The 23,895-nt window shown below is 65.0% G+C and carries 19 protein-coding genes; 12 read left to right on the plus strand and 7 right to left on the minus strand.

All coding sequences use genetic code 11. From position 1 onward, the window contains the following. Nucleotides 1–59: 59 nt before the first annotated feature. The gene (locus tag AC07VI_RS22695; RefSeq protein WP_492992364.1) at nucleotides 60–1,064 is read left to right on the plus strand and encodes a GlxA family transcriptional regulator; all 1,005 of its coding nucleotides are present in this window, start codon (nucleotides 60–62) and stop codon (nucleotides 1,062–1,064) included. A gap of 22 nt (nucleotides 1,065–1,086) precedes the next feature. Here the strand turns inward: AC07VI_RS22695 and AC07VI_RS22700 are convergent, their stop codons facing one another. Together AC07VI_RS22700 and AC07VI_RS22705 are read right to left on the minus strand one after the other, a co-directional pair. Beyond that, complete coding sequence (locus AC07VI_RS22700; protein ID WP_086145549.1) at nucleotides 1,087–1,320, minus strand: hypothetical protein; 234 nt, start codon at nucleotides 1,318–1,320, stop codon at nucleotides 1,087–1,089. 117 nt (nucleotides 1,321–1,437) lie between these two features. Next, nucleotides 1,438–2,544: an S-(hydroxymethyl)glutathione dehydrogenase/class III alcohol dehydrogenase gene (locus AC07VI_RS22705; RefSeq protein WP_086145548.1), complete on the minus strand. Its 1,107-nt coding sequence runs from the start codon at nucleotides 2,542–2,544 to the stop codon at nucleotides 1,438–1,440. A 278-nt stretch (nucleotides 2,545–2,822) separates the two neighbouring features. Between AC07VI_RS22705 and AC07VI_RS22710 the strand changes: the two genes are divergently transcribed. The 3 genes from AC07VI_RS22710 to AC07VI_RS22720 all read left to right on the plus strand — a co-directional run bounded on the left by AC07VI_RS22710 (nucleotide 2,823) and on the right by AC07VI_RS22720 (nucleotide 5,719). Beyond that, complete coding sequence (locus AC07VI_RS22710) at nucleotides 2,823–4,286, plus strand: PQQ-dependent sugar dehydrogenase (RefSeq protein ID WP_492992361.1); 1,464 nt, start codon at nucleotides 2,823–2,825, stop codon at nucleotides 4,284–4,286. Nucleotides 4,287–4,438: 152 nt separating this feature from the next. After that, nucleotides 4,439–4,882: a thioesterase family protein gene (locus AC07VI_RS22715; protein ID WP_086145545.1), complete on the plus strand. Its 444-nt coding sequence runs from the start codon at nucleotides 4,439–4,441 to the stop codon at nucleotides 4,880–4,882. Between the two features lie 51 nt (nucleotides 4,883–4,933). Next, entirely contained in the window at nucleotides 4,934–5,719 is a 786-nt protein-coding gene (locus AC07VI_RS22720; RefSeq protein WP_086145544.1) for a substrate-binding periplasmic protein, read from the plus strand. A gap of 129 nt (nucleotides 5,720–5,848) precedes the next feature. On the opposite strand, the gene AC07VI_RS22725 is transcribed toward AC07VI_RS22720, so the two are convergent. Further along, entirely contained in the window at nucleotides 5,849–6,352 is a 504-nt protein-coding gene (locus AC07VI_RS22725; protein WP_086145543.1) for a DUF3016 domain-containing protein, read from the minus strand. A 436-nt stretch (nucleotides 6,353–6,788) separates the two neighbouring features. Between AC07VI_RS22725 and AC07VI_RS22730 the strand changes: the two genes are divergently transcribed. Next, complete coding sequence (locus AC07VI_RS22730; protein WP_086145542.1) at nucleotides 6,789–8,300, plus strand: DUF3369 domain-containing protein; 1,512 nt, start codon at nucleotides 6,789–6,791, stop codon at nucleotides 8,298–8,300. 245 nt (nucleotides 8,301–8,545) lie between these two features. Here the strand turns inward: AC07VI_RS22730 and AC07VI_RS22735 are convergent, their stop codons facing one another. Continuing rightward, nucleotides 8,546–10,489, minus strand: a complete 1,944-nt coding sequence (locus tag AC07VI_RS22735; RefSeq protein ID WP_086145541.1) for a GAF domain-containing sensor histidine kinase — start codon at nucleotides 10,487–10,489, stop codon at nucleotides 8,546–8,548. A gap of 184 nt (nucleotides 10,490–10,673) precedes the next feature. Between AC07VI_RS22735 and AC07VI_RS22740 the strand changes: the two genes are divergently transcribed. The 5 genes from AC07VI_RS22740 to AC07VI_RS22760 all read left to right on the plus strand — a co-directional run bounded on the left by AC07VI_RS22740 (nucleotide 10,674) and on the right by AC07VI_RS22760 (nucleotide 18,385). After that, a complete protein-coding gene (locus AC07VI_RS22740; protein ID WP_099420149.1) occupies nucleotides 10,674–12,224 on the plus strand; it encodes a C13 family peptidase in 1,551 nt (516 codons plus the stop codon). A 42-nt stretch (nucleotides 12,225–12,266) separates the two neighbouring features. After that, complete coding sequence (czcI, locus tag AC07VI_RS22745; RefSeq protein ID WP_086145539.1) at nucleotides 12,267–12,635, plus strand: cation efflux protein, CzcI family; 369 nt, start codon at nucleotides 12,267–12,269, stop codon at nucleotides 12,633–12,635. A 91-nt stretch (nucleotides 12,636–12,726) separates the two neighbouring features. After that, the gene (locus tag AC07VI_RS22750) at nucleotides 12,727–13,959 is read left to right on the plus strand and encodes a TolC family protein (RefSeq protein WP_143450708.1); all 1,233 of its coding nucleotides are present in this window, start codon (nucleotides 12,727–12,729) and stop codon (nucleotides 13,957–13,959) included. Between the two features lie 12 nt (nucleotides 13,960–13,971). Then, nucleotides 13,972–15,177: an efflux RND transporter periplasmic adaptor subunit gene (locus tag AC07VI_RS22755; protein ID WP_492992355.1), complete on the plus strand. Its 1,206-nt coding sequence runs from the start codon at nucleotides 13,972–13,974 to the stop codon at nucleotides 15,175–15,177. Between the two features lie 25 nt (nucleotides 15,178–15,202). Continuing rightward, the gene (locus AC07VI_RS22760) at nucleotides 15,203–18,385 is read left to right on the plus strand and encodes an efflux RND transporter permease subunit (RefSeq protein WP_086145537.1); all 3,183 of its coding nucleotides are present in this window, start codon (nucleotides 15,203–15,205) and stop codon (nucleotides 18,383–18,385) included. Between the two features lie 25 nt (nucleotides 18,386–18,410). Here the strand turns inward: AC07VI_RS22760 and AC07VI_RS22765 are convergent, their stop codons facing one another. Together AC07VI_RS22765 and AC07VI_RS22770 are read right to left on the minus strand one after the other, a co-directional pair. Continuing rightward, a complete protein-coding gene (locus tag AC07VI_RS22765) occupies nucleotides 18,411–18,920 on the minus strand; it encodes a hypothetical protein (protein ID WP_086145536.1) in 510 nt (169 codons plus the stop codon). A gap of 180 nt (nucleotides 18,921–19,100) precedes the next feature. After that, nucleotides 19,101–19,337 (minus strand): hypothetical protein, encoded by a 237-nt coding sequence (locus tag AC07VI_RS22770; protein WP_139842471.1) that lies wholly within the window; start codon nucleotides 19,335–19,337, stop codon nucleotides 19,101–19,103. Between the two features lie 211 nt (nucleotides 19,338–19,548). On the opposite strand from AC07VI_RS22770, the gene AC07VI_RS22775 reads away from it, so the two are divergent. Continuing rightward, nucleotides 19,549–19,923, plus strand: coding sequence for a hypothetical protein (locus AC07VI_RS22775; RefSeq protein WP_086145535.1), 375 nt, complete (start codon nucleotides 19,549–19,551; stop codon nucleotides 19,921–19,923). Here the strand turns inward: AC07VI_RS22775 and AC07VI_RS22780 are convergent, their stop codons facing one another. Beyond that, on the minus strand, nucleotides 19,924–22,968 hold the full coding sequence (locus AC07VI_RS22780; RefSeq protein WP_494808822.1) for a sensor domain-containing diguanylate cyclase: 3,045 nt from the start codon (nucleotides 22,966–22,968) through the stop codon (nucleotides 19,924–19,926). Between the two features lie 242 nt (nucleotides 22,969–23,210). On the opposite strand from AC07VI_RS22780, the gene AC07VI_RS22785 reads away from it, so the two are divergent. Then, on the plus strand, nucleotides 23,211–23,894 hold the full coding sequence (locus tag AC07VI_RS22785; RefSeq protein WP_086145534.1) for a helix-turn-helix domain-containing protein: 684 nt from the start codon (nucleotides 23,211–23,213) through the stop codon (nucleotides 23,892–23,894). Nucleotide 23,895 lies beyond the last annotated feature (1 nt).

The raw sequence follows: 23,895 nt of genomic DNA on the forward strand, positions 1-23,895 counted from the left end.
AATCTACGCCCTCGCTGTTGTTGCATTATGGCAGTATTTGTCTCCCTCGCGCATATCGCATGATCAAGCAAAGCCCCAAGGAATTTCCCCTGCGCACCGTCGACATCATCGTCTATCCCGGCTTCAAGGCCCTCGAAGCCATCGGCGCCATGAAAGTGTTTGATTACGCCAATACGCATTTGCGCCTGCGCAATCTGCCTGGCGGTTACGACGTGCGCATCGCCTCGACGGCCGTCGGGCCGGTCGAGTCCGACACCCTGATGTCGCTGCACGCCAGCAAGGCGCTCGACGCCAGCCGCTTGCCGGACCTGGCCGTCATCGTCGGCTGCCACCACGTCGAGCAAGTCTTGCAGGACATCCCCGCCCTCGCCGCCTGGGTGGCCGAGGCGGCGCCCCGCATCACTACGCTGGCGGCCCTGTGCACGGCTTGCTTCTTCCTGGCCGAGGCGGGCGTGCTCGACGGCAAGAGCGCGGCCACGCACTGGAGCGCCGTGGACAGCCTGCGCCAGCGCTACCCCTTGATACAGGTCAATGCCGATGCCATTTTCGTGCGGGAAGGCAAATTCTGGACGTCGGCCGGCGTGACGGCCGGCATCGACCTGGCGCTGGCCCTGGTGGAAGACGATTTCAGCCGCGATATCGCGCTCGAAGTGGCGCGCGACCTGGTCGTGTATCTGAAGCGGCCCGGCGGCCAGTCGCAGTTTTCCGTGCACCTGTCGAGCCAGATGACGACGCACCCGACCATCCGGCAATTACAGGGCTGGATCATCGAACATCTTGCCGACGAGCTCACGGTGCCGCTGCTGGCGGCCAGGCTGGCCATGAGCGAGCGCAATTTTACGCGCGTGTTCCAGCGTGAAACAGGCACCAGCCCCACGGAATTCATCGAAACGGCCCGCTTCGAAGTGGCGCGGCGCTTGCTGGAAGACAATGTGTCTTCCTTAAAACAAGTGGCCGCGCAGGCAGGCCTGCACAGCGAGGAAAGGCTGCGCCGCCTGTTTCAGAAGAAACTTGCCATCACGCCGCGCGACTACCGCGAGCGCTTTTCCAGCACGGCGCGCTAGGCGCAGCGACGGTGCGCGAGACTCAGCGCGACTTGTTGCTGCGCACGTGGCGCGTGGCCAGCTGCTGGCGCCGTCCTTGCAGCGGCGTAAACATCAGCGCGCACAGCAGATACGTGGCCAGCAGCCCCAGCCAGATGGCGGGCGTGGCCAGGATGGCGGCATTGCTCCACCACAAGGCCAACAGGGAGGACAGGGCCGCGCCGATAAAGACGGGCAGCATGCGGCGCAAGGTGGCGAGATAGGCAGTGGCAAACATGAACGGCTCCCAAAGCAAGGCGGTGATGCCTTCACACTAGCAGGGGCGGGCAGCGAAGTACAGCCTGCCGCCGTGCCCCGTCCGTCAAGTGTTGCGCAATGAGGACATCCGATAAGATTAGTACAACACGACGGAACGGATCGACTCACCGCTCTTCATCAGGTCGAAGCCTTCGTTGATGCGTTCCAGCGGCAAGCGGTGCGTGATCAGATCGTCAATATTGAGCTTGCCTTCCATATACCAGTCGACAATCTTCGGCACGTCCGTGCGGCCGCGCGCGCCGCCGAAGGCCGAGCCGCGCCATTCGCGCCCCGTCACCAGCTGGAATGGACGCGTGGAAATTTCCTGGCCGGCCGCCGCCACGCCGATGATGAACGATTTGCCCCAGCCCTTGTGCGTGCACTCGAGCGCCTGGCGCATCAACGTGGTGTTGCCCACGCATTCGAACGAATAATCGGCGCCGCCGTCCGTCAGCTGCACGATGGCGTCGACGACGTTGTCCACCTCGTTCGGGTTGATGAAATGCGTCATGCCGAACTTGCGCGCGATTTCCTGGCGCGCCGGGTTGATGTCGACGCCGATGATTTTATCGGCGCCGACCATCTTCGCCGCCTGGATCACGTTCAGGCCGATGCCGCCCAGGCCGAACACGGCCACGTTGGCGCCCGCCTCGACCTTGGCCGAGAACAGCACGGCGCCCACGCCCGTCGTCACGCCGCAGCCGATGTAGCAGACCTTGTCGAACGGCGCGTCTGCGCGGATCTTTGCCAGCGCGATTTCCGGCACGACGATGTAATTGGAAAAGGTGGACGTGCCCATGTAGTGGTACAGCGGCTGGCCGTTCAGGGAGAAGCGCGAGGTGGCGTCCGGCATCAGGCCGCGGCCCTGCGTCGAGCGGATGGCCTGGCACAGGTTCGTCTTTTGCGACAGGCAGAATTTGCACTGGCGGCATTCCGGCGTGTACAGGGGAATGACGTGGTCATCCTTTTTCAGGGTCGTCACGCCCGGCCCCACGTCGACGACGACGCCGGCGCCTTCATGGCCGAGGATGGCAGGGAAGATGCCTTCCGGATCGGCGCCGGACAGGGTGTAGTAATCGGTATGGCAAATGCCCGTCGCTTTCAGCTCGACCAGCACTTCGCCGGCGCGCGGGCCGGCCAGGTCGACTTCTTCGATGGTCAAGGGCGCGCCCGCCTTCCAGGCAATTGCTGCTTTGGTTTTCATGGGGATTCTTCCTGCTCGGTTTCAGATGCGCCATTATCAGGCGCAGGCGGGCACAGCGGCGTAGCTGGCCTTGCGCTTGTCTGAAAACGCGGCGCATTTGTCCGATGCCGCCGCACGGTGCAGCAGCGCACGGAAAAACGGCAGGCGCGAGGCGTATGCTGGCGCCAGTGCGATGTCCGTTTGCGCCAGCTCAAACTTGCCTGCACACAGACGCGCATTCTTGGCACAAGCCCATTGTTTGTTGAGCCGCCGTTGCATCGTTCCCGCAGGAGACTGCCATGCGCCATATCTCGTCCCGCTTTCCTTGCCGATCTCCCCGGCCCTGGCTGGCCCTGCTGCTGGCATGCTGCCTGGCCCTGCTTGCCGCCTGTGGCGGCGGCCAGGACCACCCGGCGCCCGGCGCCACCACGGGCAGCCTGACGGTCAGCATCGGCGGCTTGCCGGCCGGCGTGGCGGGCGCCGTCACGGTCACGGGGCCCGCGTCGTACAGCACGACGCTGACGGCCACCGCCACGCTCACCAGCCTGGCGCCCGGCGCCTACACCGTCAGCGCCGCCAGCGTGGCGCAGGGCACGGGAACCCTGGCGCCCACGCCCGTCACGCAGCAGGTGCAGGTGAATACGGGAGCCACGGCCAGCGCCAGCGTCAGCTATGCGGCCACGGCGCCGCTGGCCCTGGCCCTGCAGGAAGTGGCGAGCGGGCTGGACGCGCCCATCTTCCTCACGGCGCCGCCCGGCGACAGCCGCCTTTTCATTCTCGAGCGCCCCGGCCGCATCCGCGTGCTGCAGAACGGCAGCGTGCTGCCCACGCCCTTCCTCGACATCAGCACGCTCACCACCACCAGCGGCGAACGGGGCCTGCTGTCGCTGGCCTTCCATCCGCAGTACGCCAGCAACGGCTATTTCTTCATCTATTACACCAACCTGGCCGGCGATATCGTCATCGAGCGGCGGCAAGTGTCAGCCGGCAACGCCAACGTGGCCGATCCCCTGTCCGCGCTGACCATCATTACCATCCCCCACCCCACGTTCAGCAACCACTATGGCGGCCTGCTCAGCTTTGGCCCGGACGGCTACCTGTACGCGGGCACGGGCGATGGCGGCAGTGGCGGCGACCCGCCCGGCAATGCGCAAAACACGAACGTGCTGCTGGGCAAACTGCTGCGCCTGGACGTCAACGCCAGCACCGTGGCCCAGCCGTATGCCATTCCCTCTGGCAATCCCTTTGCCGGCACGGCGGGCGGGCGCGGGGAAATCTGGGCCTACGGCTTGCGCAATCCGTGGCGCTACGCCTTCGACGTGCCGGCCCAGCTGCTGTACATCGCCGACGTGGGCCAGGCCAACTGGGAAGAAGTCGACGTGCGTCCCGCCGGACAGGCGGGCAACAACTATGGCTGGAACATCATGGAAGGGTTGCATTGTTACAACAGCAGCAGCTGCAACCAGGCGGCGCTGGTGCTGCCCGCCATCGAATACGGCCACGACACGGCCGGCGGCTGCTCGATCACGGGCGGCTATGTGTACCGTGGCACGGCGCTGCCGGAACTGGCGGGGCACTACCTGTATTCCGACTACTGCAGCGGCTGGCTGAAAAGCTTCACTTATAGCAATGGCGCGGCATCCGCCGTGACGGACTGGGGCATTACCAACGTGGGCAATATCCTGTCCTTCGGGCAAGATGCACGGAACGAGCTGTACATGTTGAGCGGCACGGGCAAGGTGTACCGGATCGTGCGCAAATAAGGTATGCAAACAGGTACGCAAACAGGTACGCAAATAAGCATGCGTAAACAGTCATGGCCGCGCGCGGCTGGGGCCTTTTTCGACGGGGCGCGGGGAACCGGCTAGAATTGGTTTTTTCCGCCGCGCCCTGCGCACCAGCTCAAGAGAACACCATGGCCCGTTTGACACTTGAATTTCCCGAAGACCAGTACTGCTATTCCTCGCAACTGACGGTACGCACGACGGACATCAACGCCGGCAACCATCTCGGCAACGATTCCATGATTTCCATGATTTCCGAGGCGCGCGCCCGCTTCCTGTTCGAATATGGCGTGCGCGACATCGAGGCGGACGGCACCGGCATCATCGTCACCGACCTGGCCACCACCTACCGCGCCGAAGCCCATGCGCGCGACCAGTTGCTGTTCGAAGTGGGCGTCATGGATTTCAACAAGTATGGCGGCGACATCACCTTCCGCATCACGCGTCCGCGCGACAACACCCTGATCGCCATGGCCAAGTCCGGCTTTGTCTTCTTCAACTACAAGCGCAGCCAGGTCGTGCCCATGCCGGAGGATTTCGGCAGCAAGTTTCCACAAGTGAACTGGATCGACTAGTCGCGGCGCCATGCTGTATGCTTGCCAGGAAGACATTGAATCTGGAGCGGCATGCAATCAGCAATAACGGCAAGACTGTGGCTCACCGTGGCGCTGCTGGGCATATTGCCGCCCGCCCTGGGCGCGCCGCAAACCGTCATCCTGTACGGCGACGACGATTACGCTCCGTACAGCTACGTGGAAAATGGCGTGTTCAAGGGCATGTACGTCGATATCCTGCGCCTGGCGGCTACCAGCATGCCCGATTACCGGCTGGAATTGCAGCCGCGGCCCTGGAAACGGGGCCTCGATGCGCTGGAAAAAGGCCAGGTATTCGGCCTGTTTCCGCCCGGACGCAAGACGGAACGGCCGTACGTACGACCGTATTCCGCCACGCTGTACCGCGAATCGGTGGTGCTGTTCTGCCATGACGCCGTCATGCGCACGCAGCGCACGCACTTCCCGACCGACTTTGCCGGCCTGACCATCGGCGTCAACACGGGTTTTCTGCTGTCGGAAAAACTGATGGCGCCGGCGCGCCAGGGCGTGCTGCGCCTGGAGGCGGCCAAGGGGAACGAGGCCAACCTGAAAAAACTGGCCTTGCGGCGCATCGATTGCTACGCCAGCGACCGCGGCGCGGCACGCCACACGGCGCGCCAGTTGCACGGCGAGCTGGCCGGCTACGGCTTTGAACTGCGCGAAGTGCTGGAATTGTCGTCCGAAACCACGCATATCGCCTACAGCGCGCGCAATACGCCCGCCTACAAGACCGATTTCATCGACAAGATGAATGCGGCCCTGCTGGCCATGCGGCACAACGGCCAGCTGGCGCGCATCGAAGGGGTGTATTTGCATTAAAGCTGCGCCGCGGCAAGCGCATGATGGGCTGGCCGGAGCCCGGCTTGATCCCGGACTGGCAAGCGTTGCCGCTGGCGCTGACCTTGTGTGCGAGCGCAGGCGCCGCACGGGGCGGCGCGCGCTGGCCGCTTACTTGCGGGCCGGACGCTTCACTGGCGTACCGAAGGTGGCCGAGAACCAGTCATCGATCATCTGTTTCTCGTAGCGCAGCTTGTCGCCGCTGGAATAGCGGTTGATGCGCGTCATATAGGACATATCGGACAGGGCCGCATCAGCGCTACCGATGACCTTGCCATCCTGCTCCAGCACGTAGTGCAGGCGCATGCGCGGCCAATCGGCCTGTCCTGTCATCACGCGGAAATCCTGCGTGGTGCGCATGGAGGGGTTCTCGCGCCCGGCCATGTCCAGGTCGGTCACGTCGATCTTCAGGGTTTGCCCTGGTTTGAGCGACTCTCCCAGTTTCTCGAAATGCGCCGCCAAATCCTTGAGTACCTTCTCGCGCTCCATCTGATCGAATGATACATCCGTGAATTGCTCCGGCTTGTTGAAATGTACTTGCGCGCCCGCCCAGGCGGCACTGCTCGCCAGCAAGGCAAGACCGGCAATAAAGCCGCGCGTCGTGTTCTTTTTCATGGTGTGCCCTTTCAAGAGATGTTGGTGGCCTCAGGCCACTTCTTTACTTTTCAGTATATCGCCACCAGTTTCATTCTAAAGTGAAACTTATACATTGTTACTTTTCTTGCACAGCGTAACGAACAAGGGGCGTTCGCCGACTTTTTTTACAGATTCATTGGCAATATTAATTAAAACAAAGTATTGTCTTGAAAATATAGTTGCCTAAGCGATAAAGTATGGATAGTGTTGCCAGCATGGATTTAAAGTGTTTTTTAAGCATGAATGTTGCATGATTTTAGTCAATTCTTCTTGCTTATTGTTAATACCTAGCTGTCGGTCTACAATCGACAAAATGCGCCCGAAAAACGCGCAACGCCGGTAGTGGCGCACAGGAATTCCTGGCGCGGGCGTCTCAGCATTGCGTCAGTTATGCCTTTTAGCGGAACTCGCCCCTATGTCATTTTTGTCTTCAGCATCGCCCAAGTTACCTCCCTGGAAAGTCCTGCTCGTCGACGATGAACCCGATATCCACGACATCACCAAACTGACACTGAGCCGTTTCCGCCTCGAGGGCCGCGCCCTGAGCTTCGTGCACGCCTACAGCGGCGCCGAAGCCAAGCAGGTGCTGGCGCGCGAGGACGGCATCGCGCTGGTCTTCCTCGACGTGGTGATGGAACGCGAAGACAGCGGCCTCGAGGTGGCGCGCTGGATGCGCGAAGACCTGGGCAACCAGTTTACGCGCATCGTGCTGCGCACGGGCCAGCCGGGACAGGCGCCGGAAGAGCGGGTGATCGTCAATTACGACATCAACGACTACAAGGAAAAGACGGAACTCGACCGCACCAAGCTGTTTACCACCACCTTTGCCGCCCTGCGCGCCTACCGCGACATCATGAAGGTGGAAGAAGCGCGCCAGGCCCAGCTCCATTACCGCGAAGGCCTCGAGCGCGTCATCGCCGCCTCCGCGCACATCTTCAAGCAGCGCAACCTGCGCGACTTTGCCAGCGGCCTGCTGCAGCAGGTCGTCGCCCTGCTGCGCCTGGAAACGAGCATGCTGCTGCGCCTGCGCGGCGCCAGCGCCATCACGGGCGAACAGGACTATGAAATCCTCGCGCAGATCGGCGACCTGGACGCCGACGGCGGCATGCTCAGCCCTTCCCTGCTGTCGCAGCTGGACCACGCCAAGAGCAACAAGATTTCGCGCCTGCACGGCGACACCTATGTCGGCTATTTTCCCAACAGTAGCGGCAAGGCCTCCTTGCTGGTACTCAAGGGGGTGGAAGAGATTTCCGACCTCGACGCGCAGCTGCTGGAAGTGTTCTGCTCCGGCGTGGCCATCGCCTTCGACAACATCCTGCTGACGCAGGAAATCACCGATACCCAGGCCGAGCTGATCCTGCGCCTGGGCGACGTGGTCGAATCGCGCTCGCACGAAGGCGGCAACCACGTGCGCCGCATGGCCGAAGTGTGCCAGCTGCTGGCGCAGGCGTCCGGCATGTCGGAAGAGGAAACCATGGTGCTGCGCCACGCGGCGCCCATGCACGACATCGGCAAGATTTCCACGCCCGACGCCGTGCTGCTGAAACCCGGCAAGCTCGACGCGGCCGAATGGGAAATCATGAAGCAGCATCCGACGGTGGGCATGTCCATCCTCGACGGCTCGCAGCGCCCGCTGCTCAAAGCGGCGGCCGTGATCGCCCACCAGCACCATGAAAAATACGACGGCAGCGGCTACCCGCAAGGCCTGGTGGGAGAGAACATCCACAAATACGCGCGCATCGCCGCCGTCGCCGACGTCTTCGATGCCCTCATGCACAAGCGCTGCTACAAGGACGCCTGGCCTTTGGCCCGCGTGGTCAGCTATTTGCGCGAAGTGAGCGGCAGCCACCTCGATCCGCAGTATGTGGAGTTGCTGATTGCAAACCTCGACGAGGCGCTTGCGTTAAATCAACGTTTCCCGGATTAGGCTCCAGATTTAACCCAAGAACAAATACCGGGGTCAGACCCTGAGGGTCTGCCCCCCGCACACTGGCAAACCAGGCTGCGGCGCAAGACCACAACACGGGCATTCCAGGCCAAGCGGAGCTGAAAAATGCCGAGGGCAAGGCGCGGCGACGCAGACAGTACGCATGTACGGCAAGGAGCCGCAACGCCGCCATCGGCATTTTCTCAGGCCCGCGTCTCCGGCCCGCCGTTTTCAAGTTTCAAATTTCAAGCACTCTTCGGCTCCAGCGGGAAACGTATCTTGTAGTGCAAGCCCATCCCCGGCGCACTGACCACCTTCACCGTCCCGCCCAGCGGCCCCGTCACCAGGTTATACAGGATGTGCGCACCGAGGCCGCTGCCGCCCGAGCCCCGCTTGGTCGTGAAGAAGGGGTCGAACAGCTGGCCCAGGGTGGCGCTGTCCATGCCCATGCCGTCGTCGCTGTAGTCGAGTTCCAGCATCTCGCCGGCCGTCCGGGCGGACAGCTTGATCTTGCCCGGTTCGCCTTCGGCAAAGCCGTGCACCAGTGAATTGACCACCATATTGGTGACGATCTGCGACACGGCGCCCGGATAGCTGCGCAGCTGCACCTCGGGCGCGCAATCGATTTCCACCTTGACGGGCTTGCCCTTGAGCTTGGGCTGCAAGGACAGCAGGACTTCATCGAGGTATTTGCGCAAGTTAAAACTGCGCAGCTCGTCCGAGGACTGGTCCACGGCCACCTGCTTGAAGCTGCGCACCAGCGCCGCGGCGCGCTGGGTGTTCGTCGTCATGATGCGCAGGGTCTGGTCGACGATGTCGAAAAACTGCTGCAAGCCGTCTTCGTCGAGCTGGCCGCCCGCCAGGTCTTCGCGCGTGAGCTTCAATTCCTGCACCAGATGGCTGGTGGCCGTCACGCAGATGCCCAGCGGCGTATTGATTTCATGCGCCACGCCCGCCACCAGGCGTCCCAGGGACGCCAGCTTTTCCTGGCGCACCAGTTCCGACTGCGCTTCCTGCAAGGCGCTCAGGGCGCTGTTCAGGGCCGCGTTCTGCTCTTCCAGCGCCGCCTTGGCCTCGCGCATGGCGCGGTCGGCCTGGATGCGGGCCATCGCCACGGCCACGTGGCTGGCCATGAAGGCCAGCACGTCCAGTTCCGCCTGGCCATACACGACGGATTCGTCGTAGCTTTGCACGATGATCACGCCATACTTTCTCTCGCCCAGCAGCATGGGCGCGCCCATCCAGCTGGCGATGCCGGTATTGCCCAGCGGCTCGTCCATCTCGCCGCTGGCCACCAGCGCCGCATAGCTGCCGGCATCGAGCAAACAGGCCTGGCGGCGCGCCAGCACATAGGAACTCATGCCGATGCCGTAATGAAAGCGTTTCACGGGCGCCTGGGCATCCTTTTCATCGACAAAATACGGGATCGTGATGTCCTTGTTGTCCGGGTGGTACAGGGCGATGAGGAAATTCTTCGCCGTCACCAGCCCGCTGATGATGGCGTGCAGGCGCGTGTACAGGGTCGTCGCATCGGCCGCCTGCGCCGACAGGCTGGCGATTTCATACAGCGCATGCTGCAGGTTTTCCGCGCGCCGGCGCTCGGCCACCTCGTGCGCCAGCAGGGCCGTGCGCTCCTGCACCGCCTTTTCCAGCCGGTCCATGCTCTGCATGCCCTGCAGGGCGCTCGACACGTGCGTGGCGATCAGCGCGAACAGGGCCTGGTCTTCCAGGCTGAAGCGGTGCTGGGCGTCGTAACTCTGGATGACGATGGCACCGAGCACCTGGTGCTGCTGGTCCAGCAGCGGACAGCCTATCCAGTGCTCGGCCGCCGTGCCGCCGCCCCAGGCGCCGCCGCCGATGGCGCGCATGGCGTCGTCGTCGGCCGTCATCACCAGCTGCTTGCGATTGACGATGACCCACGCCGTGGGCGACTGCGCGGCGCTGGCCAGGCGCACGCCCGCGTCCGGGTCGGGCGCGGCGTCGAATTCGTCGACAAAATAGGGAAAACGCACGAGGCCGTCTTCGCGGTCGCTCAGGGCCACGTAAAAGTTGGCCGCATACATGATGCGTCCCAGCGCCGCATGCACCGCCTGCAGGAACTCGCTGATATCGCTGCAGGTGCTCGAGCGCTGCCCGATTTCCAGCAACACGGTTTGAACGGCTTCCAGGCGGCTGAGACGGCTTTCCATGGGGTGACTGTGTCCCTTGTGTCGATATGTTCTGAAAATCAATATTATCAGTTCAGTCCCGCCTTGGCACGGCATAAAATGTGGAATCTTGCCTTGAAGCAGAGCAACACACGTCACGCGCGCATTTGCCACCTTGGCGATACGGTGGCAGACTAGGCCCCTTCCTACAGACCAGACCGTCCTCATGACCGCCACGCTACGCGCCTCGCTTCGCCCCTACACCCTCGCCGCCCTGCTGGCGTTTGCCGCACTGGGCATGCCGCCGCTGTGCGCCGCGCCGGACGGACGGGCGCCGGCGGCGGAAACGGCCGACGGCGGGCGCTATTTCGGCCCCCTCGTCGACGGCAAGATGCACGGCCAGGGCCGGCTCGAATACGCGAGCGGCGCGTTTTACGAGGGCGGCTTCGCGCGCGGCGTGTTTGCCGGCCAGGGCAAGCTGCGCCAGGCCTCGGGCGTGGAATACACGGGCGAGTTCCGCCAGGGCGCCTTCGACGGCCAGGGCAGCTACACCTCGCCCAAGGGCGAGATTTATGCGGGCAGCTTCGTCAAGGGCAGCTTCGAAGGAACGGGCCGCTTCCAGGGCGCCGACGGCGCCACCTTCGAAGGCCAGTTCAAGCACTGGCGCCCGCACGGCGCCGGCAAGCTGACCGACACGGACGGCACCGTCTTCGAGGGCGAATTCGTCCAGGGCCAGGTGCTGGGCAAGGCAAAGGTCACCACCAGCGACGGCATCCGCTATGAGGGCGCGCTGAAAGACTGGAAATTCGACGGGCTAGGCGTGCTGCGCACGGCCGACGGCGATGAATACCGGGGCAGCTTCAAGAATGGCCAGTTCGACGGCAAGGGCGTGCTGCGCTACGCCGTGGCGCAGGCGGACGGCCGGCGCGAAGACAGCGGCAACTGGACGGAAGGCCAGCTGGACGACCCGGCCGCCGACAAGCTCACGCGCGACAATATCGAACTGGCCCTGTACCAGCAGGGGCGCCTGCTCGACGGCGCCCTGGCGCGCATCGCGCCGCGCGATGCGGCGAAAAAGATCAATCTCTACCTGCTGGGCGTGGCCGGCGACGGCGCGCAGGAAGTGTTTCACCGCGAAACAGCCTTCGTGCAGCGCCAGTTCGACCGCGATTTCGGCACAGTGGGTCGCTCCTTGATGCTCGTCAATAGCCGCAACACGGTGGCGCAGCAGCCGATGGCCACGCGCACCAGCATCCGTGCCAGCCTCGACAGCATGGGCGCGAAGATGGACAAGAAGAACGACATCCTGTTTTTGTTTCTCACCAGCCACGGCTCGCCCGAGCACGAACTGGCGCTGGCGCAAAACGGCATGGACCTGCACGGCCTGCCCGCGCAGGAGCTGGCGTCCATGCTCAGGCACAGCGGCATCCGCTGGAAAGTCATCGTCATCTCGGCCTGCTATGCGGGCGGCTTCATTGCACCATTGAAAGATGACAACACCCTCATCATCACGGCCGCGCGCAGCGACCGCACCTCGTTCGGCTGCGACGACCAGAACGATTTTACCTACTTCAGCGAAGCGTATTTCAAGGAAGCGCTGCCGAACAGCGCCGGCTTTGCCGAGGCGTTCGACAAGGCCAAGGTGCTGGTGCAGGCGCGCGAGGCGGCCGATTTCCTCGAGGGCGGCATGGAGGAAGAAGAGCATTCCGAACCGCAGCTATTCCAGGGCAAGGCCATCGCCGCGCACCTGAAGGCGTGGCGCGCCCAGCCGCGCTGACATGGGCACGGCCGCCCGCCTTTCTGTACAATAGCCACACACATGAAAAAATTCTTCCTCATTTTGCTGCTGTTCGTGCTTCCGCTCCAGATGTCCTGGGCCGCGGCGAGCGCGTATTGCCTGCACGAGGAAGGCAAGGCGGCACAGCACCTGGGCCACCACAACCACCAGCACAAGGCGGATGCGGACAAGAAACCCGGCGCCGACAAAAAAGTTGCCGATAAGCAATCAAAAGGCCAGCCGCACAGCGACTGCAACGTCTGCCACGGCATCGGCCACGCGTGGCTGCCGGCCGGCTCCAGCCTGCCCGTCGGCGACACGGCGTCCGTGAATGCGGACAGCTCTCCCTTCTTTTACGCTTCCCACATCCCGGACGTGCCCAAGCGCCCTGACTGGTCGTCGGCCACCTAGGCCGACGGGACGTTTCTTTCACTGATCGCAATAAGCCAGGCGCCCGCCTGCGCGTCCCGTCGAATTCTTTTCCATGCTTTTGGAGAATTCGATGTACCGAATCATCTTGTTATTGTCCGCTGGCCTGCTGGCCGGCAACTTTGCGCACGCGCAAACACCTGAAGAACCCGCCGGCCCGCTGACGCTGCCTGCCGCGCTGGCCCTGGCCGAAGGCGGCAACGCCACCCTGTCGGCCGCCCGCCATGAACTGGCGGCCCAGGGCGGCGCCCTGCAGCAGGCGCGCGCCCTGCCCAACCCGGAACTGCAAACCGTGCTGGAAGACACGCGGCGCGCCACGCGCAGCACCACCGTGCAGCTGAACCAGTTGATCGAGCTGGGCGGCAAGCGGGGCGCGCGCGCCGCCGTCGCCCGGCAGGGCCAGGAACTGGCGCAGGCCGGCCTTGCGCTACAGCAAGCCGACACGCGCGCGGCCGTCACGTCCGCCTTCGTCGACGTGCTGGCGGCGCAGGAAGGCTTGCGCCTGGCCGACAGCGCGCAGGCGCTGGCCGCCCGCGCCAGCGACATCACGGCGCGCCGGGTGACGGCCGGCAAGGCCTCGCCCGTCGAGGAAACCCGCGCCCGTGTCGCCGAAGCAAGCGTCAAGCTGGAACTGAACCTGGCCCGCAGCGCCCTGGCTGGCGCCCGCAAGCGCCTGGCCGCCCTGTGGGGCAACGCCGCGCCCCGCTTTGGCGTGGCCGAGGGCCGCCTGGAAACCTTGCCGTCGCTGCCGCCAGGCAGCGAACTGGCGGCACGGCTGGAGCAAGCCCCGGCCGTGCGCCAGGCGCGCAGCGCGCTGGCCCAGCGGCAAGCCATGCTGGACGTGGAACAGCGGCGCGCCACGCCCGACGTCACGGTGAGCATCGGCATGAAGCGCTCGGAAGAACTGGGCCGCAACCAGGCCATCATCGGCCTGGCCCTGCCGCTGCCCCTGTTCGACCGCAACGCGGGCAACAAACTCGACGCCCTGCGCCGCAGCGACAAGGCCAGCGACGAGCTGGCCGCCGCCCGCATCGCCGTGCAGACGGCCGTGGCCGTGGCCAGCGAACGCCTGGCCACGGCCCGGCTCGACGTGGACAGCTTGCGCCAGGACATCTTGCCCGGCGCCCAGAGCGCCTACGACGCGGCCAGCAAGGGCTTTGAGTTCGGCAAGTTCGCCTTCCTCGACGTGCTCGACGCCCAACGCACCTTGCTGCAAGCCAAGAACCAATACCTGCGCGCGCTGACGGAAGCGCAGCACGCCGCCGCCGAGATCGAGCGCCTGCTGGGCGCCCCTGCCTCCCTGTAAGGAACACCCTCCATGAACATCACACTCAACAAAAAACAGGCGATCGCCATCGCCTCCATCGCGGCCGCCGGCATCGTGCTGGCCATCTTCATCCTCGGCACGGGCAATTCCAAGGCTCCGCCGCCCGCCGCCGCCAGGGCGGAAGCCCATGCTGAAAAGAAAGACGAACACGGCCACGAGGCAGTGGAAGGCCGGCTGGAATTGACGGCGGCGCAAGGCAAGGCGGCCGGCGTCGTCATCGCCACGGCCGCGCCCGCCCGCATCAAGACGACGGTGGCCCTGCCCGGCGAAATCCGTTTTAACGAAGACCGCACGGCCCACGTCGTGCCGCGCCTGGCCGGCGTGGTGGAAGCCGTGCAGGCGGACCTGGGCCAGCTGGTGAAAAAGGGGCAGATCCTGGCCGTCATCGCCAGCACGGAACTGTCGGAACAGCGCAGCGCACTGCTGTCGGCGCAGCGGCGGCTGTCGCTGGCCCGCTCCACGTATGAGCGCGAAGAAAAACTGTGGCGCGAGAAAATTTCTGCCGAGCAAGATTACCTCCAGGCCCAGCAAGCGTGGCACGAGGCGGAAATCGCCGTGCAGAATGCCCAGCAAAAGCTCAGCGCGCTGGGCGCCAGCAGTAGCAGCAAGGGGCCGCTGAACCGCTACGACATCCGCGCGCCGTTCGACGGCATGGTGCTGGAAAAACACATCACCCTGGGCGAAGCCGTCAAGGAAGACGCGAACATCTTCGTCATTTCCGACCTGTCAACCGTGTGGGCGGAAATCGCCGTACCGGCGAAGGACCTGGCCACCGTGCGCATGGGAGGCAAGGCGGAGGTGAAAGCCAGCGCTTTTGATGCCAGTGCGCAAGGCACGATCACCTACGTGGGCGCGCTGCTGGGCGAGCAGACGCGCACGGCGAAAGCTCGCATCAGCTTGCAGAACCCGGACATGGCGTGGCGCCCGGGCCTGTTCGTCACGGTGGAAGTGGTGTCCGGCGAAGCGGACGCGCCCGTCACCGTGCAGAGCACGGCCATCCAGACGGTGGAAGACAAGCCCGTCGTCTTCGTGCAGGTCAAGGACGGCTACCAGGCCACGCCCGTGGTGCCGGGGCGCAGCGATGGCAGCTTGACGCACATCAAGCAGGGCCTGGCCGCCGGCACGCCGTACGCGGCGCAAGGCAGTTTTGTCCTGAAGTCCGAGCTGGGCAAGGACTCCGCCGGCCACGAACACTGATCACGTCAAACGAAAGGAAACCATCATGTTTGAACGCTTGATCCGCTTCGCCATCGACCAGCGCTGGCTGGTGATGCTGGCCGTGGCCGCGATGGCCGGCCTGGGCATCTACAGCTATCAAAAGCTGCCCATCGACGCCGTGCCCGACATCACCAACGTGCAGGTGCAAATCAATACCCAGTCCGCCGGCTATTCACCGCTGGAAACCGAGCAGAGGGTCACCTTCCCCATCGAAACGGCCATGGCCGGCTTGCCGAACCTGGAGCAGACGCGCTCGCTGTCGCGCTATGGCCTGTCGCAAGTGACCGTGATCTTCAAGGATGGCACGGACATCTATTTTGCCCGCCAGATGATCAACGAGCGCCTGCAGGAAGCCAAGGAAAGCTTGCCGGCCGGCATCACGCCGAAGATGGGGCCCGTTTCCACGGGGCTCGGTGAAATCTATTTGTGGACAGTGGAAACGCAGGAGGGCGCGAAAAAGCCGGACGGCACGCCGTACACGCCGACGGACTTGCGCGAAATCCAGGACTGGATCATCAAGCCGCAGTTGCGCAATGTCACGGGTGTGACAGAGATCAATGCCATCGGCGGCTACGCCAAGCAATACCAGGTGGCGCCGTATCCGGAAAAACTGGCCGCCTACGGCATCAGCCTGCAAGACGTGGTGACGGCGCTCGAGCGCAACAACAGCAACGTGGGCGCCGGCTACATCGAAAGGCAGGGCGAGCAGCTGCTGATACGCGCGCCGGGCCAGGTGGCATCGAAGGACGACATCGGCAACATCGTCGTCGCCAATGTGCAGGGCGTGGCCATCCGCATCCGCGACGTGGCCGACGTGGTGCTGGGGCGCGAGCTGCGCACGGGCGCAGCCACGGAAAACGGCCGCGAAGTGGTGCTCGGCACCGTCTTCATGCTGATCGGGCAGAACAGCCGCGCCGTCTCGCAAGCCGTCGACAAGAAGATGATCGAGATCAACCGCAGCCTGCCGAAAGGCGTGCACGCCGTCACCGTGTATGACCGCACGGTGCTCGTCGACAAGGCCATCAATACGGTGAAGAAAAACCTGCTGGAAGGCGCGGTCCTGGTAATCGCCATCCTGTTTTTGTTCCTCGGCAATATCCGCGCGGCCGTCATCACGGCCATGGTGATACCGCTGGCCATGCTGTTCACGTTTACGGGCATGGTGCAATACCATGTGAGCGCCAACCTGATGAGTCTGGGGGCGCTCGATTTCGGCATCATCATCGATGGCGCCGTGGTGATCGTGGAAAACTGCGTGCGCCGCCTGGCCCATGCGCAGCAAAAACTGGGACGCTCCTTGACCTTGCAGGAACGTTTTCACGAAGTGTTTGCGGCATCGCAAGAGGCACGCCGTCCCTTGCTGTATGGTCAGCTGATCATCATGGTCGTGTACCTGCCCATCTTCGCGCTGACGGGCGTGGAAGGCCGCATGTTCACGCCGATGGCCCTGACGGTGGTGATCGCCCTGCTCGGCGCCATGCTGCTGTCGATCACTTTCATCCCGGCCGCCGTGGCGCTGTTTATCGGCGACAAGGTGGCGGAGAAGGAAAACGCCATCATGCGCGCGGCCAAGCGCTGGTACGAACCGCTGCTCGGTAAAGTGATGCGCAACACGCCCGTCGTGTTGACGGGCGCGGCGGTTGCCGTCTTGCTGTCGGGCTTGCTGGCCACGCGCATGGGCAGCGAATTCGTGCCCAGCCTGAACGAGGGCGACATCGCCATCCAGGCCCTGCGCATCCCCGGCACCAGCCTGAGCCAGTCGCTGGCCATGCAGCAGCAACTGGAAAGCAAGCTGATGGCAAACCACCCGGAAATCGCCCGCGTGTTCGCCCGCACGGGAACGGCCGAGATCGCGTCGGACCCCATGCCGCCGAATATTTCCGACGGCTACATCATGCTGAAACCCCGCGACGCATGGCCGCAACCGAAGAAGTCGCGCGAGCAATTGCTGGCGGAAATCGAAGCGACGGCCACCAGCTTGCCGGGCAATAACTACGAGTTTTCGCAGCCGATCCAGCTGCGCTTCAACGAACTGATTTCCGGCGTGCGCAGCGACGTGGCCGTCAAACTGTTCGGTGACGATATGGGCGTGCTCGACAGCACGGCGGCGAAGATCGCTGGCGTGCTGGGCAAGATTCCCGGCGCAACAGAGGTAAAAGTCGAGCAGACCACGGGGCTGCCCATGCTGACGGTGCAGATCGACCGCGAGCAGACGGCGCGCTACGGATTGAATATTGCCGACGTGCAAGCGGCGATCGCCACGGCCATCGGCGGGCAAGAGGCGGGCACGCTGTTCCAGGGCGACCGCCGCTTCGACATCGTCGTGCGCCTGCCCGACAGCCTGCGCAGCGACCTGGAGCAACTCAAACGGCTGCCCATCGCCCTGCCCCTGGGCGCGGCGGCGGAAGGCCGCGCCCGCTTCATCCCGCTCGGTGAAGTAGCCAGCCTGCAAGTGGCGCCGGGGCCGAACCAGATCAGCCGCGAAGACGCCAAGCGCCGCATCGTCATCAGCGCCAACGTGCGCGGGCGCGATATCGGCTCGTTCGTGGCCGACGCCACGCAGCAGTTGCAGACGCAGGTGGCCATTCCCGCCGGCTACTGGACCAGCTGGGGCGGCCAGTTCGAGCAGCTGCAGTCGGCCACAAAACGCCTGGAACTGGTGGTGCCCGTGGCGCTGGCCCTCGTCTTCGTGTTGCTGTTCGCCATGTTCGGCAACGTGAAGGATGGAGTATTGGTCTTCAGCGGCATCCCGTTCGCCTTGACGGGCGGCATCGTCGCTCTGTGGCTGCGCGACATTCCCATGTCGATCTCGGCCGCTGTCGGCTTCATCGCCCTGTCCGGCGTGGCCGTGCTCAACGGCCTGGTGATGATCGCCTACATCCGCCAGCTGCGCGAGCAGGGCATGCCCTTGCAGGAAGCGATACGCGAGGGAGCGATCACGCGCTTGCGGCCCGTCTTGATGACGGCGCTGGTGGCCTCGCTGGGCTTCGTGCCGATGGCCATTGCCACGGGCACGGGCGCCGAAGTGCAGCGCCCGCTGGCCACCGTGGTCATCGGCGGCATCTTGTCGTCGACGGCATTGACGCTGCTGGTGCTGCCGCTGCTGTACCGGCTGGCTTACCGCAGGGAAGACGAGCTGGAAATGCAAGCCGCGCCCGAAGGCGTGGCGGTACAGCTGAGTAAATAGAGGCGCGCGCTACCGCAATCGCCTTTCAAGGCCTGCGGTAGCCGCCTTCGATCCAGTTCGCGGCGGCTGTGGCGTTGAACTTGAACGCGGCCGAGGTGCGCACTTTGGCGATCTGTTCGCCGTCGGCGTCGTAGGCGCTCAGTTCCGCGTACGGGTGGTCTTCGTCGGGCACGATGTCGAACATCACCTTGATCTGCCCCTCGTCGGTGGCGACGAAGACATTCTTGTGCAGTTGCGCATGCAGCTGCTGTTCGTGGCGGCGCAGCACCTCGGACGCCGTCTTGACCAGGGTGTTGAAGGCGTTGACGTCGAGCGGCTTCGGGTTTTTCTTGTCGCGGCCCATGGTCCACGGGCCCACGAGGGCCGGTTCCGGCTCGCCGTCCTTGATCATGGCCACGGCCCAGCCTTCATCTTCCTCGTTCTTGATCACGCGCGCCGTCCAGCCGTTGCCTACCCACAGGCGCGGCTCCTGGATCGGGGCGTCATTGTCCTGCTCGGCGGATTCATCGGAAAAATCGGGAAAATCGGTACTCATGGCGGTGCTCGTGATGGAGGGTCGGGGCTAGCATGATAGACGAAATCAGCCCGCCGTGCCGCCTTGCCGCAGGCGCGGCGGCACGCTCAATATTTCCTTCCAGCACAGGCTGGCGACAGCCGCAGGCACGTCCGTGCCGCCGGCTGCGCGGCACGGACGCGCCTGCCTCCCCGGCTGCGGTCAGCACATGGACATGGCAGGCCGGTTGGGCCAGGTCAGGGGCGGACCGGGCGGCACCCAGCGCGGGTCGATGGCCGGCAGCGGTGCATGGTAATTGAATGGGGTGATGATGATCGGCGGAATCGCCGATGGCGCGCCGACGGGCTCGGCGCAGGACTGCGGGGCGCTACGCTGGCGCGTGGTTCGATGGTGGGAAAGGGATAGCGATTGATCCCCGGTATCTGCAAACAAAAGCATGTTGCCCTCCTTGCGAGACTGAGGTATTCAGTATAGGACGGCTTGCGCGTATTACAAGAAAAGAAATCTTGTTGCAGATCAGTGTTTTTTGCCCGTACAGACCTTCCATACCGCGAAAATGACGGCCTGTCGCACGCCGCTGGCCGCGCCTGCCGCGCGCCGCTACAGTGTGAGCATGCAGTACCCAGTCACCCATCCACAGAGGCCCATCATGAAAAAATTGCTCACCTTCGCCCTCATCGTCATGCTTGCCTGTCTGTTCCTCGACAAGATAGCCGGCAGCGACATGCACATGGCGTTCAACGGCGACGAGATCGACGGTCCGCTGGAGTGGCTGTTCGGCCTCGTGTTTGCCGGCGGCGGCCTGCTGATCGCGGCCATCGCGGTGGTGTGCGCCGCCGTCGTCACGGGGGTCGTGCTGGCCGGCGTGGGCGTGGTGCTGGTGGCCGGCGTGGCCTTCTGCGTGGTGCTGGCCCTGGCGCTGAGCACGCCCGTGCTGCTGCCGCTGCTGATCCCCGTGGCCATTGTCTGGTACATCGTCAGCCGCAACCGCAAGCAGGCGCAGGCGCGCCAGCACAGCCTGTAGTCACTGGGCCATGAACTTGCTGAGCACGCCGTCGCCGCCGCCGTCATTCTGCTCGATGCGGTTGCGCCCGCCCCGCTTGGCCCGGTACAGCGCCTCGTCGGCGCGCGCCAGCACGGCGTCGCAATCGGCATCGGTGCCGGCCATGGCGGCCATGCCGATGCTCACCGTAATGGTGATCACTATGCCGCCGTCGATGGTCAGCGAACTTTCCGCCACGCGCCGGCGCAGCCGTTCGGCAAACACGGCCGCCGCCGCCAGATCGGTGCCCGGCAACAAGATGGCGAATTCCTCGCCGCCCACGCGGCCCGGCACGTCGACCTTGCGCAGCGCCTGGCACATCAGCGCACCCAGGTGACGCAGCACGGCATCGCCCACGGCGTGGCCATGCTCATCGTTGACGCGCTTGAAATGATCAATATCAAGCATCAGCACGCTGGCGCAGCTGGCCAGCTCGCGCTGCAGCCGCGCATGCTCGTTTTCCAGCGCCGCCATGAACTGGCGCCGGTTCGGCAGGCCGGTCAGGAAATCCGTCGTCGCCAGCTGCAGCAGTTCCGCATTCATGCGCTTGCGTTCGGTGATGTCGAGCGAGGACACCATGATGAAGTCCAGGCTGTCCGCATGGCCGGGCATGACCAGCAGGCTCAGCTCATTTTGCCGCGCCGCGCCGTCCAGGCGCACGAAGCTGCTCTCGCATTCGTACAGGTGGGCGCCGCCGGCCAGCGCCAGCAGGGCGTCGCCAAAACGGGGCAAGGCGCTGTCGTCGAAATTCTGCGCCAGGCCCAGGGCGCCGCGGCGCTGGTCTTCCTCGTTGGCGCGCACCTGCGCCAGCGCCGCGCCATTCGCGTCGATGATGCGCACCAGTCCCGCCAGCCGTTTCAGCTCTTCCGGATGGGCCTGGAAATGCGCGCCCAGGTCGCCCGTCTCCGCTTGCTCCAGGGCATCGAGCGCGGCGCGCACGGCCGACCAGTCCTGTTCCCACAGGGCAACGGGCGCATGGTCGTACAGGCTGCGGAAACGCGCTTCGCCGGCGCGCAGGGCCAGCGCCACCTGCGCCTGCTCGATGGCCATGCCGGCCAGGTGCGCCGCCTCGCCCAGGCGCGCCAGGTGCGCGGCGCTGGGCAGCGCGGGCTGGCGGTGATACGCCATCAGCACGCCCAGCAGCTTGCCCGAACCGCCGCGCACGGGCTCGGCCCAGCACGATTGCAGCTGGGCCCGCCAAGCCAGCTCCATCGTCTGCTGCGCATCCGCATCGCCGTGCAGGTCGGCCACGATCACGCGCTGGCCGCCGCGCACGGCTTGCGCCGCGATGCCATGCACGCCCTGCAGGGTATCGAGGTCATGGCCGTGGCTGGATAGGTTGAAGAATGCGGGCAAGCCCGGCGCCGCCCCCAGCACCAGCCGGTGGCGGCTCTCGTCGAGCAGCAGGATGCTGCACAGCATGGCCGGATGGTCGGCCTGCACGCTGAGCACCACGCTTTCCAGCACCCGTTCCAGCGGCGCGCCCGTGGCCAGCATTTCCAGTACCTGGCGCCGCGTGTGTTCGCGCCGCTCCATCTGGCTGCGCTCGCTGATGTCGCGGAAGGTCCACAGCCGTGCCTGCTCATTGCCCAATTGCATGCTGCGCACGTACTGCTCGATCACCCGGCCATCGCGCAAATGCAGCACGTCGCGCCGCTCGCGATGGCCTTGCGGCGCATGCGCGCGCGCCGCCAGGAACGGCGCCGCCTGCTCCAGCTGGCTTCCGACGTGGTGCACGAGCGCATCGCCGTCCGCTTGCCAGTCGAGCGCGTCGGGCACCTGCCACAGGTCGCGGAAGCGCCGGTTCGAGGTGAAGATGCGGCCGTTGACGTTATCGACCAGGATGCCGTCGATGGTGGAATCGAGGATATTGCGCAGCATGGCCTGGCTGCGCTGCGCTGCCTCGGCCATCGCCAGCACGCTGGCCTGGCCCTGCTCGAGCTGCCCGGCCAGCTCGCTGGCGCGCGCCAATGCCGCCTGCGCGCGGGCCCGTCCCGCCGCCAGCAGCCAGGCCGCCAGCGCCAGCACCAGGCTGGCCAGCACGCCGGTCCAGGCCACCACGCGGGGCCGCGCCAGCATCTCGCCGTCGAAGCCGGGCATGGCGCGCACGCGCAGGCTCCAGGCATGGCCGGCGATGGTGATCGCCTGCTGCGCCGCCAGGGTGGAAGAAGCGCCGGCCGACTGCGCGCCCGGCAGGCTGTCATACATCAGGGCCGCCTCGGCCAGCTGCGCGCCGTCATAGATTTCCAGGTCCAGCTGGCGCGAACCCTCGCCGCCCACGCCCGCCATCAGGTCGCCCATGCGAAATGGGGCAAACACCCAGGCGCGCAGGGCGGCGCGCCGCTGCTCTACAGTGCCCTGCGGCAAGCCATTCTCATACACGGGCAGCACGATCAGAAAGCCATACACTTCGGCATTGCCGCCATCCTGCACCAGGCGGATCTTGCCCGTCATGGCGGCCTGCCCCGTGTCGCGCGCCTGCTCCAGCGCGGCGCGGCGCACGGGTTCGGACAGGATGTCGTAACCAAACGCCAGCAGGTTGCTGTCGCTCAAAGGTTCCAGATAGGTGATGGGCGCATGCCATGGCCGCTGGCCGGGCGGGCGCACGGCATAGCCGGGATAGCCTTCCGCGCGCACCTGGGCCTCGTGCCGCGCCAGCTTGCCGCCCGCCAGCAGCGGCAGGTAGCCGATGCCGTGGATGCCGGGAAAATGCCGGTCCACCTGCTGCACCGCCAGGTAGGCATGAAATTCGCTGCGCGTGACTTCCTGCGAGCTCGCATACAGGCCCTGTACCCCATGCAGCACCTGGATATAGGTCTGCATGCGGCCCACGATGCTGCCCACCAGTTCGCGCACGCGGAAATCGAAATCGGCCTGTACCTGCTGCTCGCTGGCGTCGTCGGCATTGTGCCAGGCGCCGTAGGTCAGTCCCAGGCACAGGGCCAGCACCAGCGCGGCAAACAGGCGCGGCCCTATCCACTGCGACACTGGCCTGGAAAACCACGACGGGAACACGCGTGTATGCATGACGGGCTCATCAAACCACCTCGGGGCCGCAGGCTGGCAGCGGGCTGCACGACTACCATCGGTAGTCGATGAGAATGATAGTACGTTACAGCGGGCGGGCTGGCAATGCTGTATTTTGTGTTAAAAAGACCACACATTTCATGCGAGAAATTATGTATGCCCGCAGAAAATTCGATGCCATGGGAACCATCGCTCGCCTGCTGTTATGATCGCCCCGCCGATCCATCAACAGGGAGTTTCGTTTGCAACAAGCCAGCTGGCAGGGAAGCTTGTGGCTGGCGCCGGATTTTGCCATCCTGCATGGCGCAGCGGGCGCCACGGACAGCCACGCCCATTACGCGCACCAGCTGATGCTGAGCACGGGTGCGCCCTTCACGGCGCAGCGCGACGGCGTCGTCCACACGGCGCGGCACTTGCTGGTCGACAGCCTGCGCCCGCACGCCATCGTGGCCGCGCCGTCGCCCATGCTGACCATCTATGCGGAACCGCAGCGCCTGGGCGGCGCGGCCCTGCTGGCGGCCGCCGGCGGCGCAGACGCGCCCACGCCGGACGGCATCGCCGCCGCATTGCAGGCGCAGCCGCGCCTGGCCCTGGCCGACGCGCGCGTGCAGCGGGCGCTGGACCGGGTCGATGCGCTGCTGTCGGGCAAAGTCAGCGCGGCCGCCGTGGCCGAAGCGGCACACTTGTCGCTGAGCCAGCTGGAACGCCTGTTCAGCGCCCAGCTGGGCTTGCCCGTGCGGCGGCTGGTGCTGTGGCGCCGCTTGCGCCTGGCCATCCGTTTCATCTTGCTCGGCAGTAGCCTGACGGAGGCGGCCCACGGCGCCGGCTTTGCCGACGCCGCGCATTTTTCGCGCACCATGCGCAGCCTGTTCGGCGTGCGCGCCGACCGCAGCTTGCGCCAGCTCAAGGTCACGCTGCTCGATTGAC

Source organism: Janthinobacterium sp. GW821-FHT03A03 (assembly GCF_059421435.1).

What these genes read in the sequence shown, in the direction of transcription:
- AC07VI_RS22695 (WP_492992364.1), top strand. Translation starts at nt 60, where the DNA reads ATGATCAAGCAAAGCCCCAAGGAATTTCCCCTGCGCACCGTCGACATC.
- AC07VI_RS22700 (WP_086145549.1), bottom strand. Translation starts at nt 1,320, where the DNA reads ATGTTTGCCACTGCCTATCTCGCCACCTTGCGCCGCATGCTGCCCGTC.
- AC07VI_RS22705 (WP_086145548.1), bottom strand. Translation starts at nt 2,544, where the DNA reads ATGAAAACCAAAGCAGCAATTGCCTGGAAGGCGGGCGCGCCCTTGACC.
- AC07VI_RS22710 (WP_492992361.1), top strand. Translation starts at nt 2,823, where the DNA reads ATGCGCCATATCTCGTCCCGCTTTCCTTGCCGATCTCCCCGGCCCTGG.
- AC07VI_RS22715 (WP_086145545.1), top strand. Translation starts at nt 4,439, where the DNA reads ATGGCCCGTTTGACACTTGAATTTCCCGAAGACCAGTACTGCTATTCC.
- AC07VI_RS22720 (WP_086145544.1), top strand. Translation starts at nt 4,934, where the DNA reads ATGCAATCAGCAATAACGGCAAGACTGTGGCTCACCGTGGCGCTGCTG.
- AC07VI_RS22725 (WP_086145543.1), bottom strand. Translation starts at nt 6,352, where the DNA reads ATGAAAAAGAACACGACGCGCGGCTTTATTGCCGGTCTTGCCTTGCTG.
- AC07VI_RS22730 (WP_086145542.1), top strand. Translation starts at nt 6,789, where the DNA reads ATGTCATTTTTGTCTTCAGCATCGCCCAAGTTACCTCCCTGGAAAGTC.
- AC07VI_RS22735 (WP_086145541.1), bottom strand. Translation starts at nt 10,489, where the DNA reads ATGGAAAGCCGTCTCAGCCGCCTGGAAGCCGTTCAAACCGTGTTGCTG.
- AC07VI_RS22740 (WP_099420149.1), top strand. Translation starts at nt 10,674, where the DNA reads ATGACCGCCACGCTACGCGCCTCGCTTCGCCCCTACACCCTCGCCGCC.
- czcI (WP_086145539.1), top strand. Translation starts at nt 12,267, where the DNA reads ATGAAAAAATTCTTCCTCATTTTGCTGCTGTTCGTGCTTCCGCTCCAG.
- AC07VI_RS22750 (WP_143450708.1), top strand. Translation starts at nt 12,727, where the DNA reads ATGTACCGAATCATCTTGTTATTGTCCGCTGGCCTGCTGGCCGGCAAC.
- AC07VI_RS22755 (WP_492992355.1), top strand. Translation starts at nt 13,972, where the DNA reads ATGAACATCACACTCAACAAAAAACAGGCGATCGCCATCGCCTCCATC.
- AC07VI_RS22760 (WP_086145537.1), top strand. Translation starts at nt 15,203, where the DNA reads ATGTTTGAACGCTTGATCCGCTTCGCCATCGACCAGCGCTGGCTGGTG.
- AC07VI_RS22765 (WP_086145536.1), bottom strand. Translation starts at nt 18,920, where the DNA reads ATGAGTACCGATTTTCCCGATTTTTCCGATGAATCCGCCGAGCAGGAC.
- AC07VI_RS22770 (WP_139842471.1), bottom strand. Translation starts at nt 19,337, where the DNA reads ATGCTTTTGTTTGCAGATACCGGGGATCAATCGCTATCCCTTTCCCAC.
- AC07VI_RS22775 (WP_086145535.1), top strand. Translation starts at nt 19,549, where the DNA reads ATGAAAAAATTGCTCACCTTCGCCCTCATCGTCATGCTTGCCTGTCTG.
- AC07VI_RS22780 (WP_494808822.1), bottom strand. Translation starts at nt 22,968, where the DNA reads ATGCATACACGCGTGTTCCCGTCGTGGTTTTCCAGGCCAGTGTCGCAG.